The organism is Scandinavium hiltneri, assembly GCF_024764835.1.
Taxonomy (GTDB): Bacteria; Pseudomonadota; Gammaproteobacteria; order Enterobacterales; family Enterobacteriaceae; genus Scandinavium; species Scandinavium hiltneri.
Genome location: NZ_JALIGE010000076.1, coordinates 52,751 through 67,652, shown reverse-complemented (window position 1 = coordinate 67,652; position 14,902 = coordinate 52,751). Strand labels below are relative to the sequence as shown.

At 56.5% G+C, this 14,902-nt stretch carries 14 protein-coding genes and 1 pseudogene; 8 read left to right on the top strand and 7 right to left on the bottom strand.

The genetic code is table 11. The annotated features are described in order from the left end of the window. The first annotated feature begins 62 nt into the window (after positions 1–62). The gene (msrB, locus tag MUU47_RS17705) at positions 63–476 is read left to right on the top strand and encodes a peptide-methionine (R)-S-oxide reductase MsrB (RefSeq protein ID WP_258989476.1); all 414 of its coding nucleotides are present in this window, start codon (positions 63–65) and stop codon (positions 474–476) included. 42 nt (positions 477–518) lie between these two features. After that, entirely contained in the window at positions 519–797 is a 279-nt protein-coding gene (locus MUU47_RS17700; protein ID WP_258989475.1) for a YeaC family protein, read from the top strand. A gap of 59 nt (positions 798–856) precedes the next feature. Here the strand turns inward: MUU47_RS17700 and chiD are convergent. The 4 genes and pseudogenes from chiD to sppA all read right to left on the bottom strand — a co-directional run bounded on the left by chiD (position 857) and on the right by sppA (position 5,850). Continuing rightward, a pseudogene (chiD, locus tag MUU47_RS17695) lies at positions 857–2,117 on the bottom strand (chitinase ChiD). 159 nt (positions 2,118–2,276) lie between these two features. Next, complete coding sequence (gene pncA, locus MUU47_RS17690) at positions 2,277–2,918, bottom strand: bifunctional nicotinamidase/pyrazinamidase (protein ID WP_258989474.1); 642 nt, start codon at positions 2,916–2,918, stop codon at positions 2,277–2,279. 9 nt (positions 2,919–2,927) lie between these two features. Further along, positions 2,928–3,944: an asparaginase gene (gene ansA / locus MUU47_RS17685; RefSeq protein WP_258989473.1), complete on the bottom strand. Its 1,017-nt coding sequence runs from the start codon at positions 3,942–3,944 to the stop codon at positions 2,928–2,930. A gap of 52 nt (positions 3,945–3,996) precedes the next feature. Continuing rightward, positions 3,997–5,850 (bottom strand): signal peptide peptidase SppA, encoded by a 1,854-nt coding sequence (gene sppA / locus MUU47_RS17680; RefSeq protein WP_258989472.1) that lies wholly within the window; start codon positions 5,848–5,850, stop codon positions 3,997–3,999. Positions 5,851–6,014: 164 nt separating this feature from the next. On the opposite strand from sppA, the gene MUU47_RS17675 reads away from it, so the two are divergent. The 3 genes from MUU47_RS17675 to MUU47_RS17665 all read left to right on the top strand — a co-directional run bounded on the left by MUU47_RS17675 (position 6,015) and on the right by MUU47_RS17665 (position 9,950). Further along, positions 6,015–6,566, top strand: coding sequence for an NAD(P)H nitroreductase (locus MUU47_RS17675; protein WP_258989471.1), 552 nt, complete (start codon positions 6,015–6,017; stop codon positions 6,564–6,566). A 413-nt stretch (positions 6,567–6,979) separates the two neighbouring features. Continuing rightward, positions 6,980–8,023 carry a selenide, water dikinase SelD gene (selD, locus tag MUU47_RS17670; RefSeq protein ID WP_258989470.1) on the top strand — a complete coding sequence of 348 codons (1,044 nt, stop codon included), beginning with the start codon at positions 6,980–6,982 and terminating at the stop codon, positions 8,021–8,023. A gap of 4 nt (positions 8,024–8,027) precedes the next feature. Next, the gene (locus tag MUU47_RS17665; RefSeq protein ID WP_258989469.1) at positions 8,028–9,950 is read left to right on the top strand and encodes a DNA topoisomerase III; all 1,923 of its coding nucleotides are present in this window, start codon (positions 8,028–8,030) and stop codon (positions 9,948–9,950) included. A gap of 81 nt (positions 9,951–10,031) precedes the next feature. On the opposite strand, the gene gdhA is transcribed toward MUU47_RS17665, so the two are convergent. Next, complete coding sequence (gdhA, locus tag MUU47_RS17660) at positions 10,032–11,375, bottom strand: NADP-specific glutamate dehydrogenase (protein WP_258989468.1); 1,344 nt, start codon at positions 11,373–11,375, stop codon at positions 10,032–10,034. Positions 11,376–11,625: 250 nt separating this feature from the next. Between gdhA and MUU47_RS17655 the strand changes: the two genes are divergently transcribed. Further along, positions 11,626–11,886 carry a DUF1496 domain-containing protein gene (locus tag MUU47_RS17655; protein ID WP_258990549.1) on the top strand — a complete coding sequence of 87 codons (261 nt, stop codon included), beginning with the start codon at positions 11,626–11,628 and terminating at the stop codon, positions 11,884–11,886. Here the strand turns inward: MUU47_RS17655 and MUU47_RS17650 are convergent. Further along, positions 11,846–12,262 carry a pyrimidine (deoxy)nucleoside triphosphate diphosphatase gene (locus tag MUU47_RS17650; protein WP_309578240.1) on the bottom strand — a complete coding sequence of 139 codons (417 nt, stop codon included), beginning with the start codon at positions 12,260–12,262 and terminating at the stop codon, positions 11,846–11,848. The two genes, MUU47_RS17655 and MUU47_RS17650, sit on opposite strands and share 41 nt — an antisense overlap. A gap of 78 nt (positions 12,263–12,340) precedes the next feature. On the opposite strand from MUU47_RS17650, the gene MUU47_RS17645 reads away from it, so the two are divergent. Further along, on the top strand, positions 12,341–12,907 hold the full coding sequence (locus tag MUU47_RS17645) for a carboxymuconolactone decarboxylase family protein (protein ID WP_258989467.1): 567 nt from the start codon (positions 12,341–12,343) through the stop codon (positions 12,905–12,907). Next, positions 12,900–13,550, top strand: a complete 651-nt coding sequence (locus MUU47_RS17640; RefSeq protein ID WP_258989466.1) for a CDP-alcohol phosphatidyltransferase family protein — start codon at positions 12,900–12,902, stop codon at positions 13,548–13,550. Before MUU47_RS17645 ends, MUU47_RS17640 begins: the two co-directional genes overlap by 8 nt. On the opposite strand, the gene MUU47_RS17635 is transcribed toward MUU47_RS17640, so the two are convergent. Then, entirely contained in the window at positions 13,547–14,854 is a 1,308-nt protein-coding gene (locus MUU47_RS17635) for a rhodanese-like domain-containing protein (RefSeq protein WP_258989465.1), read from the bottom strand. The two genes, MUU47_RS17640 and MUU47_RS17635, sit on opposite strands and share 4 nt — an antisense overlap. Positions 14,855–14,902 lie beyond the last annotated feature (48 nt).

The window sequence follows — 14,902 nt, the reverse complement described above, 5'->3', positions numbered from 1 at the left end:
ATTGTTAATGTTTTGTTAGAATCGTGGCAGAAGTGGTCCCTTATACAGTGAGATGTGAGCATATGGCTAACAAACCTTCCCCGGAAGCGCTGAAAAGCGCTCTTAGCGAAATGCAGTTTTACGTGACGCAGAATCACGGAACCGAGCCGCCGTTCACCGGCCGCCTCCTGCACAACAAGCGTGACGGCCTTTACCACTGCCTGGTGTGCGATGTGCCGCTGTTTAACGCGGAAAGTAAATACGATTCTGGTTGCGGCTGGCCGAGCTTCTACGAGCCGGTAAGCGACACGGCCATTCGTTATCTGAATGATTACTCTCATGGTATGCAGCGCACAGAGATTCGATGCGGAAACTGTGACGCGCATCTCGGTCATGTGTTCCCGGATGGGCCGCAACCGAGCGGAGAACGCTATTGTGTCAATTCGGCCTCTTTGAGCTTCACCGATGATCAAAATGGCGACCAAACTAAGGGCTGAAGAAACGATTCAGCAAATTATTCCTGAGGAGCGGACTCGATCGTGGAAATTGAGCAAATTATCGACGGCATGACTGAGGACGTTTATCAGCGTCTGGCGACAGCCGTAGAGCTGGGAAAATGGCCGGATGGCGTCGCGTTAACACCGGCACAGAAAGAGAACTGTTTGCAGCTGGTAATGCTCTGGCAAGCGCGTTACAACACCGACGCGCAGCATATGACTATCGACACCCAGGGACAGATGGTGATGAAAAGTAAACAGCAGTTGAAAGAGGATTTTGGCCTCGCGCCAAAACCGATTGCGACACTGAAAATGCAGTGAGTGGTTGGTTGCCCGGCGGCCCTGGCGCTTGCCGTGCCGACCGGGCAGTTTGACTCTCGTTAGTGTTGAATCCCCAAAGACGTTGCTAACTGCTTCGCCAGTTGGTTGTTATCGTCCGCGCCATACTCCCAGAACATCGCCCCTGCCAGACCTTTCTCTTTGATGTACTGCGCCTTCAGGTCAACCGAGCGTGGGTTTTCATAGGACAGCGCAAACAGCGGTTTGCCTTCGGCTGATTTCACCGACAGCCACGGCACCTTCGCCTGATCGTCCCAGTGCTGAGTAAAGCGTTTCTGCGGATCGTTAATCAGCTTGCCGACAATATCGTTGTACTTCACGTAGGTATCTTTCGTCAGGTCATAGCCCAGCGATTTGAACAGATCTGTTTCCTGCGCGCTGAAGTAGGGTTGCGTCACCGGGTTTTTCGCCGCATCCGGTTTTGACCAGTCGATGCCGGGTTCCACGCTGCGTTTCGGCACACGGCCATAGAAACCAATGCCCAGGTTCATCTGCTCCGGTTTCAGTCCTGCCGCGAGATAGTTGTTCACCACAAAGTCGACGCTGTACTTATCGGCAGCGGCAACCGTTGGCCAATGGTTAGAGTCGTACAGGTTCGAGTTGAAATACTGCGTGCCATAGGCCATATCGTAGGTCATCAGGTTGATGTAGTTCAGATACGGTGCGATGGCTTTCACGTCAACCCAGCTTTTCGGGCTTTCGGCGTTGGCACCCAGTGCGACGGTCACTAACTTCTCTTTCGGTAATGCTTCCCGCATCTCTTTAAGCAGGGCGGTAAAGTTGTCTTTATCCTCCGGTTGCTTATCGACCAGACCCCAGACCCCAGGCGCCGTTGACCGGGTATTCCCAGTCAAGATCGATGCCATCGAGTCCGTAGGTTTTGACGATGTCAGCGGCGGAGCGGATAAACACCTCCCGGCTCTCTTTGCTGTCTGCAGCGCCGGAAAATCCTCGGGCACCCCAGCCACCGACCGAGAGCAGGACTTTCAGGCGTGGATTTTGTTTGCGCAGTTCAGGGATTTTGTGCAGGTCGGCGATCACTTTTGGCGAGAGCCAAATCTGGTGGAGTTTACTGGCATCTTTCAACGCGTCGTTGGTTTCACCCGTTTCGTTGTTGTAGATAAGACCAAACGAGTAGTTAAGATGGGTAATCTGGCGCACATCTAGCTTATCGATGTCACCGCCGGGGCCCGCGGTGACATCGCCTCCGCCGTTGAATTAACCCACCGACATCATATCAGCAGCAAAAACACAGGGAGCGCAGAGCAGGGGTAAGGCTGCCAGAACAGGCATAAGCTTCATACAATTTCCTCTTTGACTGATAAATAAACACGCACGCCACACAAGGCGTGGCGAAAAAAACAGCCAAAAAAGAGTAGCACTGCCGCTTCGCTAAAACTGCGAGAACGCTTCAAATTATTGTATTCGAGGGGAAATGCCCGGCGTGATGCCGGGCAGGGGTCAGGCCTGGGTTTCCTGCCAGTCGGCAAAGGTATAAAGCGTAGCGCCTTCGGCGGCCATTTCCATAAACGCCTGAGTGCTGTCCTGTGGGGTGATATTCACGCCGCGACAGCCGTCGGTAATCACATTCACTTCATAGCCAAGCTTCAACGCATCCAGCACCGTAAACTTCACGCAGTAATCTGTTGCCAGGCCCATCACAATCAACTCGGACACTTTCTGCGCCTTCAGCCACTCGTCGAGCCCGGTTTTCTGCCGATGACCGTTGTCGAAAAAGGCGCTGTAGCTGTCGATATTGACTGCTTCGCCTTTCGGAAAGACCACGTCGATAAACTGATCGGCCAGCAGAGGATGCAACTCGGCACCTTCCGTATTCTGCACGCAGTGATCGGGCCAGAAAGTTTGTGGCAGACCATCGAGCTGGCCCTGCGTAAAGGGCTTAACGTGATGCTGACGGGCAAAGCTTCCATGATGGGCCGGATGCCAGTCTTTACTGGCGACAATCGCGTCACCGCGTACCAGACACCAGTGGATCAGGGCATTCGCCACGTCCACCGTGCTGTCGCCCTCCGGCACCGCGAGGGCACCTCCGGCACAAAAATCGTTCTGCAAATCCACCAGTAACAGCGCGCGTGCGTTCATCTTGGCTCCTTACTCGTCTGGCGTCAGTTCACCACGCAGGTTTTGCTGCATCGCGGTACGCACCGCATCGACGTCCAGCCCCTGCGTTAACAAATAGTGTAGCTTGGTCAGCGTGGCTTCTACGGTCATATCGAACCCGCTGACCACGCCTGCCTGGGCGAGGGCGTTGCCGGTGGCATAGCCGCCCATATTTACCTTCCCGGACATGCACTGGGTGAGATTAACTACCACGATGCCGCGCAGGCTGGCTTCGGCCAACTCTTTGAGGAAATCACCGTTTTGCGGCGCATTACCGACGCCATAGGAGCGCAGGATCAGCGCTTTCACCGGCTGGCGCAGGAAGTTACGCACCACGTCGGCGGATATCCCCGGGTAAATCGTTACCACGCCAATCGGCTGCGGGGTAATGCGATGCACGATTAAATCCCCGGTCCCGTACGGCGCCGGTGGTGTGCCAAGGCGACGAATGTGGATCCCGGCTTCCAGCAGCGGTTGCAGGTTTGGCGAGGCGAAAGCGTCAAAGCCATCGGCATGAGCTTTGGTCGTACGGTTGCCGCGATACAGGCGATTATTAAAGAACAGCGTCACTTCGTTAATCGGGTAATTCGCCGCCACGTACAACGCATTCAGCAGATTGATTTGTCCGTCGGAACGCAGCTCGGCCAGTGGGATTTGTGACCCTGTCACAATCACCGGTTTACCGAGGTTTTCCAGCATGAACGACAACGCCGAAGCGGTAAACGCCATGGTGTCGGTGCCATGCAGAATGACAAAACCATCGTATTCATCGTAATGTGCCTGAATATCTTCGGCGATATGCTGCCAGTCTTCCGGCGTCATATCGGAAGAGTCCATCAGCGGGGCGTATTCGTGGATGGTGAAATCCGGCATTTCCGGACGATGGAATTCAGGCATCAACGCCAGTTGGCGCTGGAGGTGGCCGGACACGGGAATGTAGCCTTGTTCAGAGCGCTGCATCCCGATAGTGCCGCCAGTGTAGGCAACGTAAATCGATTTCTTTTGCATGATGAGTTACTGAATCTGAAAGAAAAATCCCCTCCAGTGGAGGGGATATGAATTAGCGTATATTAGCGCAGGTCAGGCAGAAGGCGTAGCGGTTCTGCGGGTCATTGAAGGCGGCGAGTTTATCGCCCTCTGCTTTCACCACGTTTGCGGCACTGGCCAGCGGCGCAGGCAGGTAAGCTTGCAGGGCTTCAGGCAGTGCGGCGCGAACCGAACCGCTCAGGCTGTCGATAACAGAATTGAACAGCGTCGGCTCTTCCTGATAGTAATCAATGTGCCACTGTTTGAGTTTCGCCAGCTGCGCCGCTTTCGCGACTGCATCATCGAAATCACCGAGGCTATCGACCAGACCGTTAGCTTTCGCATCCTGACCGGTCCACACGTGGCCCTGGGCGATTTTATCGACCTGTTCCGGCGTGCTGTGACGGGACTGCGCTACCAGCGTAATGAAGCGCTTATAGCCGTTCTCGATGCTGAGTTGCATCATGTCCTGCACTTCCTGCGGCAGTGCTTTGGTCATCGAAATATCCGCCAGCGGCGAGGTTGATACACCGTCGGTGTGTACGCCGATGGAATCCAGGCTGTTTTGAACGGTGTTGATGACGCCAAAGATGCCGATGGAGCCGGTCAGGGTGCTGGCGTTCGCGACGATGTAATCCGCCGGGGTTGAAATCCAGTAACCGCCGGAGGCCGCCATGCCGCCCATGGAAACGACCACCGGTTTCCCGGCTTCGCGTGCGGCGGCCAGTTCAGAGCGAATCACTTCTGAAGCACTGACGCTGCCGCCAGGGCTGTTGACGCGCAGCACAATGGCTTTCACTTTCGGATCAAGGCGCGCATCGCGAATTTGCGACGCGGTGGTATCACCGCCAACATTGCCCGGCGTTTCTTCCCCGTCAATGATCGCGCCATTGGCGAAGATAACCGCCACGCTGGCACCCTTATCGGCAGGTGTTTTCAGAGAGTAATCGTAGTAGCTGACGGCACGATAATTATTGTCCGCTTTGCTCCAGCCGAACTGTTTGGACAGTACTTTTTCCACTTGGGCGTTAGACGCCAGGACGTCAACCAGCTTGTTATCCAGTGCGTATTTGGCGGTATCGCCGTCAACTTTACGCAGGCCATCAAGCATGCCTTTCGCACCCGGGAAAATCTGCTCCGGCGTGGCCTGGCGGTTAGCCGCCACGGTGGTCAAATAGTTCTGCCAAAGTTCGCCAATCCAGCGGCTGTCCGCATCACGTGCGGCCGGGGACATATCGTCACGGATAAACGGTTCAACGGCGGATTTATAAGTGCCGACGCGGAACACGTGGGTAGTGACTTTCAGCTTATCCAGAAGGGATTTGTAATACAGCCCGTTGGTGGCGAAGCCGTGTAAATCGACGGTGCCCTGTGGGGAGAGATAAATCTTGTTAGCGAAGCTTGCGAGGTAGTACTGACCCTGAGTGTAGCTGTCGCCCACGGCGTAAACCGGCTTGCCGCTGTCGCGGAATTCGCGCAACGCTTTACCAATGTACTGCATCGACGGCTGATCGGCCCCGGCGAAGTTTTTCAGATCCAGCACGATCCCGGTAATGTTTCGGTCGTCCTTCGCCTGGCGAAGGGTGTTTACAATGTCGAACAGGGAGTTTTCTTGCAGGCGGTCAGAGCTCGCGCCCAGCAGTTGACGGCCAATGGCACCAAATTTACTGCTGGTGGAAGGCTTATCTACCACCACGCCGGTTAAATCCATCAACAGCGCACCACGGCCTGCGCTTTCAGTGGTGCTGCTACTGAACTGCATCCAGATGCCCACGCACACCAGCACCAGCAGAATAAAGAACAGGTTCAGCACCAGTTCACGGATGAAGTTCAACAGACGCCACGTCCATTTAAAGAATCCGGCAATAAATCGCCAAAGGGTTCGCATGTTTACTCCCTGTCTGAATGAAAAGGTGTCCGCCCGCGAAGGCGCGACGTGAGGCTATCCTAATGACACCGCCGCCGGTTGTCAGCAGGAATCGCCTCCGGCGCTGTAACAAATTCTGCTGTCATGTTAATTTTATGGAAAAACCCGTGACAGGAGATTTATTAATGGATGCACTCGAATTACTCGTTAACCGCCGTAGCGCTTCCCGTCTGGCAGAACCCGCGCCGGAAGGGGAAGCGCTGGAAAATATCCTGCGTGCGGGTTTGCGCGCGCCCGATCACGGCACGTTGCAGCCGTGGCAGTTCTTCGTGATTGAAGGTGAAGGTCGGGAACGTTTTAGCCAGCTACTGGAAAAGGGTGCGGTTAATGCCGGACAGGACGATAAAGCCATCGACAAAGCCCGCAATGCGCCGTTCCGTGCACCGCTGATTATTGCGGTGGTGGCGAAGTGTACGCCGGATCATAAAGTGCCGGTGTGGGAACAGGAAATGTCCGCAGGTTGTGCGGTGATGGCGATGCAAATGGCAGCCGTCGCGCAAGGGTTTAACGGGATCTGGCGTAGCGGTGCGCTGACCGAAAGCCCGGTGGTTCGAGAGGGTTTGCAGTGTCGCGAAGAGGATAAAATTGTCGGCTTCCTGTATCTCGGCACGCCACAGTTGAAGGCGTCAATGACGGTTTCCATCCCCGATACTACGCCGTTTGTCGTGAAATTCTGAGTCGGAAAACAGCCCGGCAGGCATCGCGCTGCCGGGCACGTTCGGGATTATTTCTGTGTCTTCGCAAACTCATTTCTGTCATAAATCGAGAATGAAAAAGTTGCGTTACCTCGCAAAACGGCAGATACATAAGCAGCGTGAATGAACTAAATCTCTCTTCACCTACCTGGTCAATCCGGTGATTGTGCGGATAGTGAGCAACAGCGCGCGAAATCAGACTGTCACTCTTACCACCACCGACTTTGAGCGCTAACATATACACGTCATCCTTCGGGCTGCCTCTTTGTTGGCTACGCTTTCAGACCCCAGTCACATAGTTATCTATGCTTCTGGGCTCTTCAAACTTGCCGCCTCGATGCAACCCGAATGATTTTGTGTATAGCCGGGATCGGTTGCAATGACAGGAGATGTCCATGAGCGAGCAAGCCATTCGTTTGACGCAATACAGCCACGGAGCCGGTTGCGGTTGTAAAATTTCCCCCAAAGTGCTGGAAACCATCCTGCACAGTGAGCAGGCGAAGTTTGTCGACCCGAACCTGCTTGTCGGCAACGAAACGCGCGACGACGCCGCCGTTTACGATTTGGGTAACGGGATGTCAGTTATCAGTACAACCGATTTCTTCATGCCCATTGTCGATAACCCGTTTGATTTTGGGCGTATCGCCGCGACCAACGCCATCAGCGATATCTTTGCGATGGGTGGGAAACCGATCATGGCCATCGCCATTCTCGGTTGGCCGATTAACACCCTGGCGCCAGAAATTGCCCGCGAAGTGATTGAAGGTGGCCGTTTTGCCTGCCAACAGGCCGGAATTGCGCTGGCTGGCGGTCATTCTATTGATGCGCCGGAGCCGATTTTTGGTCTTGCGGTGACCGGTATCGTGCCAACAGAACGCGTGAAGAAAAACAGCACCGCCCAGGCGGGCTGCAAACTGTACCTCACCAAACCGCTGGGTATTGGCGTGCTGACGACGGCCGAGAAAAAATCTCTGCTTAAACCTGAACATCAAGGCCTGGCGACGGAAGTCATGTGCCAGATGAATATCGCGGGTGCGGCCTTCGCGAATATCGACGGCATCAAAGCGATGACTGACGTGACCGGTTTTGGTCTGCTTGGACACCTGAGCGAAATGTGCCAGGGCGCAGGCGTGCAGGCACAAATTCGGTTTGCCGACGTGCCGAAACTGCCTGGCGTGGAAGAGTACATCGCGCAGGGCGCGGTTCCGGGCGGCACCTCCCGTAACTTTGCGAGCTACGGCCACCTGATGGGTGATATGCCGGAAGCGTGGCGTAACCTGCTGTGTGACCCGCAAACTTCCGGCGGCCTGCTGCTGGCGGTCCTGCCGGAAGCTGAATCAGAAACCCAAGCCACTGCAGCGGAATACGGCCTCACACTCACCGCGATTGGCGAACTGGTGGCCGCGCGCGGCGGACGACCGATGATCGAGATAAGCTAACCGCATGCGCTTGTTTATTGCGGAAAAACCGAGTCTGGCCCGTGCCATCGCTGACGTGCTGCCCAAGCCGCATCGCCGGGGCGATGGCTTTATCGAATGTGGTAACGGCCAGGTCGTGACCTGGTGTATCGGTCACCTGTTGGAACAGGCACAGCCGGATGTCTACGACAGCCGTTATGCGCGCTGGAACCTGATGGACTTGCCGATTGTACCGGAGAAATGGCGGCTGCAACCGCGGCCGTCGGTGACCAAACAACTGAACGCCATCAAGCGCCTGCTGCACGATGCTACCGAAGTCATCCACGCGGGTGACCCGGACAGAGAAGGTCAGCTGCTGGTGGATGAAGTGCTGGATTATCTTGATATGCCAGCGGAAAAGCGTCGGCAGGTGCAGCGCTGTCTGATTAACGATCTCAATCCGCAGGCGGTCGAACGCGCGATTTCCCGTCTGCGCTCCAATAACGATTTCATCCCGCTGTGCGTGTCCGCGCTGGCGCGCGCGCGCGCTGACTGGCTGTACGGCATCAACATGACCCGCGCTTACACGCTGCTGGGCCGCAACGCGGGCTATCAGGGCGTGCTCTCCGTTGGACGGGTGCAAACGCCGGTGCTCGGGCTGGTGGTGCGTCGTGATGAAGAAATTGAAAATTTCGTCTCGAAAGATTTCTTCGATGTGAAAGCGCATATCGTCACCCCTGCCGACGAGCGTTTCACCGCCACGTGGCAGCCGAGTGAAGCCTGCGAGCCGTATCAGGACGAAGAGGGGCGATTACTGCATCGCCCGCTGGCCGATCATGTCCTGGGGCGCATTGCCGGGCAACCGGCGGTCGTCACCGCGTATAATGATAAACGGGATTCAGAACCGGCCCCGCTGCCGTTTTCACTTTCGGCTTTACAGATTGAAGCCGCCAAACGTTTTGGTTTCAGCGCGCAGAACGTGCTGGATATCTGTCAGAAGCTGTACGAAACCCACAAGCTCATTACCTATCCGCGTTCTGACAGCCGCTATCTGCCGGAAGAACATTTTGCCGGACGTCAGGCGGTGCTGAACGCCATCAGCGTGCACGCCTCTGGTTTGCTGCCGCAGCCGGTTGTTGATCCTGAAATTCGTAACCGCTGCTGGGATGACAAAAAGGTCGATGCGCACCACGCCATCATCCCCACGGCGCGCAGTTCATCGGTGAGAATGACCGACAACGAAGCCAAAGTGTATGAGCTGGTGGCCCGTCAATATTTGATGCAGTTCTGCCCGGATGCGGTGTTCCGCAAATGTCAGATTGATTTGGATATCGCCAACGGTAAATTCATCGCCAAAGCGCGTTTCCTCGCGGAAGCAGGCTGGCGCACGCTGCTCGGCAATAAAGAGCGTGACGAAGATAACGACGGCACGCCGCTGCCGGTGGTGGCGAAGGGCGACGAACTGCTGTGCGAAAAAGGCGAAGTGGTTGAACGTCAGACCCAGCCGCCGCGCCATTTCACCGATGCCACCATCCTTTCCGCGATGACCGGGATTGCACGCTTTGTGCAGGACAAAGATCTGAAGAAGATCCTGCGTGCGACGGATGGTTTAGGCACTGAAGCGACGCGCGCCGGGATCATCGAGCTGCTGTTTAAGCGCGGGTTCCTGACCAAAAAAGGGCGCTACATCCATTCGTCCGAGGCCGGAAGGGCGCTGATCCACTCGCTGCCAGAAATGGCCGGACGACCGGACATGACCGCGCACTGGGAATCGGTGTTGACGCAAATCAGCGAAAAGCAGTGTCGCTATCAGGATTTCATGCAGCCGCTGGTCGGCACGTTGTTTGATTTGATTCAGCAGGCGCGAAGCACGCCGGTGAAACAGTTCCGTGGCCTGGTAGCGCCGGGCGGGGAACAGAAAAAGAAAACGTTCAGTAAGGCGCGGAAGAAGAAATCTGAAACGTCTTAGCATTGCCTGACGGCACTGCGTTTGTCAGGCCTACAAACCCGTAGGCCCGTGCAAGCGTCAGCGCCGCCGGGCAATCAAAACTTAAATCACACCCTGCGCCAGCATCGCATCCGCCACCTTCACGAACCCGGCGACGTTCGCCCCGCGCACGTAATGCGTTTGCTTGCCTTCTCCGCCGTACTCAACGCACTCCTGATGAATATCCAGCATGATGTGGTGTAAACGGGCATCGACTTTCTCTGCCTTCCAGCCCATTCGCGCGGCGTTCTGCGCCATCTCCAGCCCGGACGTTGCTACGCCGCCCGCGTTCGCCGCTTTGCCTGGCGCAAACAATACGCCCGCCTCAAGGAACAAATCGGTGGCGGCGATGGTGGTCGGCATATTGGCGCCTTCGGCTACCGCTTTCACGCCGTTGGCAATCAACAGGCGGGCCGCATCGGCATCCAGCTCGTTTTGCGTGGCGCATGGCAGGGCGATATCCACCGGCACGGACCACGGCTGCTGGCCTTCGAGATATTGCAGGCCAAACTCACGGGCGTAATCGGACACGCGCCCATCGCGGCTGCTCTTGATTTCTTCCAGACGCGCCAGTTTTTCCGCCGTAAACCCGGCTTCATCCACCACGGTACCGCTGGAATCTGACGCGGTTACCACGCGTGCGCCCAACTCCATTGCTTTTTCAATCGCGTACTGCGCCACGTTACCGGAGCCGGACACGGCGACGCGCATCCCTTCGAAACCCAGGCCGTGGCGTTTAAGCATCGCGTCGGTGAAGTAGATTAAGCCGTAGCCCGTCGCTTCTGGGCGGATCAAACTGCCGCCAAACGACAGCCCCTTGCCGGTAAACACGCAGGCGGTGTTGTTGGAGAGTTTTTTCATCATCCCGGCCATAAAGCCCACTTCACGCGCGCCGACGCCAATATCACCCGCTGGAACGTCGGTGTCCGCGCCTAAATGGCGGTACAGTTCGGTCATCAGCGCCTGGCAGAAACGCATGATTTCGCCTTCGCTTTTGCCTTTCGGATCGAAATCGCTACCGCCTTTACCCCCGCCCATCGGCAGGGTGGTGAGCGCATTTTTGAAGGTTTGTTCGAAGCCGAGGAATTTGAGAATCGACAGGTTTACCGACGGATGAAAACGCATCCCGCCTTTAAACGGGCCAATCGCCGAGTTGAACTGCACGCGCCAGGCGCGGTTAACCTGCACCTGATTACGGTCATCGACCCACGTCACGCGGAACTGGATCACGCGTTCTGGCTCAACCAGGCGTTCCAGCAGCGACATCTGACGATAGCGCGGATTGGCGTCCAGGAACGGCCACAGGGTGGACATCACTTCGCGTACGGCCTGCGCAAATTCACCCTGATGCGGATCGCGTTGCTGAACGCGGTTCAGGAATGTTTCCAGAGAGAGAGTCGTTTCCATGAAGATAAGTTCCTCTTATGTCTATAACGGTATGATGTTTGTGTGTTTATTATTCGGGGTTCGCTTTCTTTCGACTATCTCCGCTGACGCAGCGGCAGGCAAGGAAAAATCGCCCCGGAAGGGGAAAACTTATAATGGGCGGTTTGTCATAACAAAAAACGATGAGAGCGAAAATTTAAGAAAACGGTGAAAGGGTCGATATAGTTATCTGAGAACCCAGAAAAAAGGAATAACAATGAAACGATATCTGATGGCGGGGCTGTGGCTGCTTCTCGGCAGCGGCGTGCAGGCTGCAGAGCGCTTCGGGCCGGATGTGGAAGTGAACGTGCCGCCGGAGGTATTTAGCAGCAGCGGTCAGCGCGGGCAGCCCTGTTCCCAGTGCTGCATTTATCAAAACCAGAACTACAGCGAAGGCGCGGTGGTGAAAGCCGAAGGCGTATTGTTACAGTGCCAGCGCGATGAAAAAACACTTAGCACCAATCCGCTGGTCTGGCGTCGCGTAAGGCAATAAACGCGTCCAGCAGGGGGATGTCTGCAGGTGCCAGTTCCCATTTAAATGCGTCTTCAGGTGTCACCCAAACCAGTTGGCTGTGCTCGTGCGCGGTCAGCTCGCCGTGATATTCCGGCACGTGCCAGGCATGCAAATGGATAATGCGCCCGGACACTTCCCGCTGATGGCTCGCCACAAACGCCGAAGGCAAGGCATCAATACCCAATTCCTCTTGCAGCTCGCGGATGAGCGCCTCGGGTTGCGATTCTCCGGCTTCCACTTTACCGCCGGGAAATTCCCACAGCCCCGGCTGGTCGGCGTGCGCCGGACGCTGGGCCAGTAAAATCAATCCCGCGCGTTCAATAATGGCCGCCACCACATCAATAGTTTTCAGCATAGAAGTCAAAGTTCCTGTTGCGAGCGTGTCATACTATCTCTGCCGTTGATAAATCTGAAGATCTGCAGGAGTGTCCGGGTGAAAAAACATCAGCCGTGGGTGCCGCCGCTGAGCAAAATCCCACCTTCGCTTGCCCCGATCGTAAAAATGCAAAAAAGACATTTCGGTAAGGTGCTGAACCCGACCCGTTGGTGGGGGAGAATGCCGCGTCTTTTCTGGCTGGTGGCGCTCTATGTTGGCTGGCTGGAGCGGAAAAAAGCGCGCCTGTCGCCCGAGCTGCGTGCGCTGCTGATGACCCGCGTTTCACAGCTGTGTCACTGTGACTTCTGCATTGATGCCAATAGCCTACGGCTGGCACAGCGGACGGACACGCTGGAGAAAGTGCAGGCGGTGGCACACTGGCCCTGCTCGACGCTGTTCAGCGAAGCCGAACGCGCTGCGCTGGAATATGCCGACGCCATGACTGCCACGCCGCCGCAGATTAGCGACGCGCAGAAGGCTGAGCTCAAGCGTTTTTACGATGACGAGGCTATCTGCGAAATGACTGCGCTGGTGGCGTTTCAGAATCTGTCGGCCCGTTTTAATGCCGCACTGGATATCCCTTCGCAAGGGCTGTGTGACGTTCAGGGGAAACCGCATGCTTGACCGTCATTTACATCCTCGCCTCAAACCGTGGCTCAATCGGGCGGCGGAGAAACTCGACAGGCCAGGCATCACACCGGACGGCATTACGCTGGTTGGTTTCGCGATTGGCGTGCTGGCGCTGCCGTTTCTGGCGCTGGGCTGGTATATTCCGGCGCTGGTGGTCATTGTGCTCAACCGCCTGCTGGATGGGCTGGACGGCGCACTGGCACGGCGGCGTGGCCTGACAGACGCCGGTGGTTTTCTGGATATCGCCCTGGATTTCCTGTTTTACGCTCTGGTGCCGTTCGGTTTTATTCTGGCGAATCCGCTGGAGAATGCGCTGGCGGGGGGCTGGCTGCTGTTTGCGTTTATCGGTACCGGCAGCAGCTTTTTAGCCTTTGCGGCGCTGGCGGCGAAGCATCAAATAGACAACCCCGGCTACGCCCACAAATCGTTTTATTATCTCGGCGGGTTTACCGAAGGCAGCGAAACCATTGCGCTGTTTGTCTTGAGCTGCCTGTTGCCAGGCTACTTTGGGTGGATGGCGTGGATCTTCGGCGGTCTGTGCTGGTTGACGACGTTTACGCGGGTATGGAGTGGTTATGTCACGCTGGCGTCACTGGAAGCCCGGCAGCAGGGCGCTGCCGGACCGAATGATGATTAAAGCGCGGAGTCCGGGCCGCGGTCGCCGCGACTGACCGGGTTTTCCGCGTTCTGGCTCCATTCGTACCAGCCGCCGTCGTACACCGACACGTTCTGCCAGCCCATGGCGCGAGCGTACATAAAGGCTTCAGAGGCGCGCCAGCCGGTGCCGCAGTAGAACGACACCTGCTGCGTCGGCAAAATGTGCCATTGCGCCCACATCGCCGCAATATCATCGGCGCTGCGCATGGTGCCGTCCGGGTTATGGAAATCTTCCATATGGGTCGAATCGCTGCCCGCATGACCCCAGCGCGCGCCGGCGATTTCACCTTTTGGCTTGATATAGCTGTAGCCACTGGTGGTGCCGATGAATTCCGGCCACGAACGAATGCTGACCAGCGAGGCATCTTTACGATGCACTAAACCACGCGCCTGTTCGGTATCCAGCATCAGCTGCGGTTGGTCCGGAATCGTGGCACCGAAATCAGGTGCAGGCGTGGTTTTACCCGGCGTGCCTCGTTCAACCGGTAGGCCTGCGTCGGACCAGGTTTTCCAGCCGCCGTCTAACAGACGCACGTCTTTCACCCCGGCATACAGCAGAATTTGCGCCACGCGCGCGGCAGCGTACACGTCACGGCCGTATAAAATGACGGTAGTATCGTGACGAATTCCCTGTTTTGCCAGCAGCGCTTTCAGCTTATCGTCAGAGACTTTGTTCCACAGCGGTTCACTTTCGACGTCGTTGGTGTCGATGTAGCCCGCACCCGGAATATGGCTCAGCAGATAAAGTTTCGGTGCCCCCCAGGCCGCTTCGAACACTTTCCAGTCACCTTTCGGCGCGGCGGTCACGGTTTTTCCTTCTTGCATGTCATGCAGCCATTGCGGATACACCAGTTGCTCAACGTGCGGCAGCTTTTGCAGGCGTTCCGGTTGCGTGAGCGCATCGCCGAGCAGGCTGACGTGGGCGATGCCCGCTTTTTTCAGGCGTTCCGCCACGGCGGCGTTATCTTTATCGGCCCCGTACAGCGCCACCGGCGTGGTCGGTTGTAATTGATGCCGCTTGATCCAGTCGGTCAGCTGCGCGTCATTCATGGCCGAAAGCCAGCTGGCCGAGAGATTCAGCGCCGCCGGTTCATGGCCTTCGCTACCATTCAGCGTCTGCGGCCAGCCGTTGTAGAACGCGCTCAGACGGGTGTCGATGGCGACACCTTTCTGCTGCTGAAGCTGGGTGAAGGTGAGTGGCGAAAGCATATCAGCCGCGAAAGAAACCGAAGAAGAGAGCCCGATCAGCAGGGCCAGCGCGGTCAGTTGAGAAACACGTTTCATCGAATTGCCCGTCAGAAGAAAAAAGAAGCGCCATTCTGAACCCTCATT

Bases quoted from the DNA above. Each gene is read 5' to 3' on its own strand.
- msrB (WP_258989476.1), top strand. From the start codon at position 63: ATGGCTAACAAACCTTCCCCGGAAGCGCTGAAAAGCGCTCTTAGCGAA.
- pncA (WP_258989474.1), bottom strand. From the start codon at position 2,918: ATGAACGCACGCGCGCTGTTACTGGTGGATTTGCAGAACGATTTTTGT.
- ansA (WP_258989473.1), bottom strand. From the start codon at position 3,944: ATGCAAAAGAAATCGATTTACGTTGCCTACACTGGCGGCACTATCGGG.
- sppA (WP_258989472.1), bottom strand. From the start codon at position 5,850: ATGCGAACCCTTTGGCGATTTATTGCCGGATTCTTTAAATGGACGTGG.
- MUU47_RS17675 (WP_258989471.1), top strand. From the start codon at position 6,015: ATGGATGCACTCGAATTACTCGTTAACCGCCGTAGCGCTTCCCGTCTG.
- selD (WP_258989470.1), top strand. From the start codon at position 6,980: ATGAGCGAGCAAGCCATTCGTTTGACGCAATACAGCCACGGAGCCGGT.
- MUU47_RS17665 (WP_258989469.1), top strand. From the start codon at position 8,028: ATGCGCTTGTTTATTGCGGAAAAACCGAGTCTGGCCCGTGCCATCGCT.
- gdhA (WP_258989468.1), bottom strand. From the start codon at position 11,375: ATGGAAACGACTCTCTCTCTGGAAACATTCCTGAACCGCGTTCAGCAA.
- MUU47_RS17655 (WP_258990549.1), top strand. From the start codon at position 11,626: ATGGCGGGGCTGTGGCTGCTTCTCGGCAGCGGCGTGCAGGCTGCAGAG.
- MUU47_RS17650 (WP_309578240.1), bottom strand. From the start codon at position 12,262: ATGCTGAAAACTATTGATGTGGTGGCGGCCATTATTGAACGCGCGGGA.
- MUU47_RS17640 (WP_258989466.1), top strand. From the start codon at position 12,900: ATGCTTGACCGTCATTTACATCCTCGCCTCAAACCGTGGCTCAATCGG.
- MUU47_RS17635 (WP_258989465.1), bottom strand. From the start codon at position 14,854: ATGAAACGTGTTTCTCAACTGACCGCGCTGGCCCTGCTGATCGGGCTC.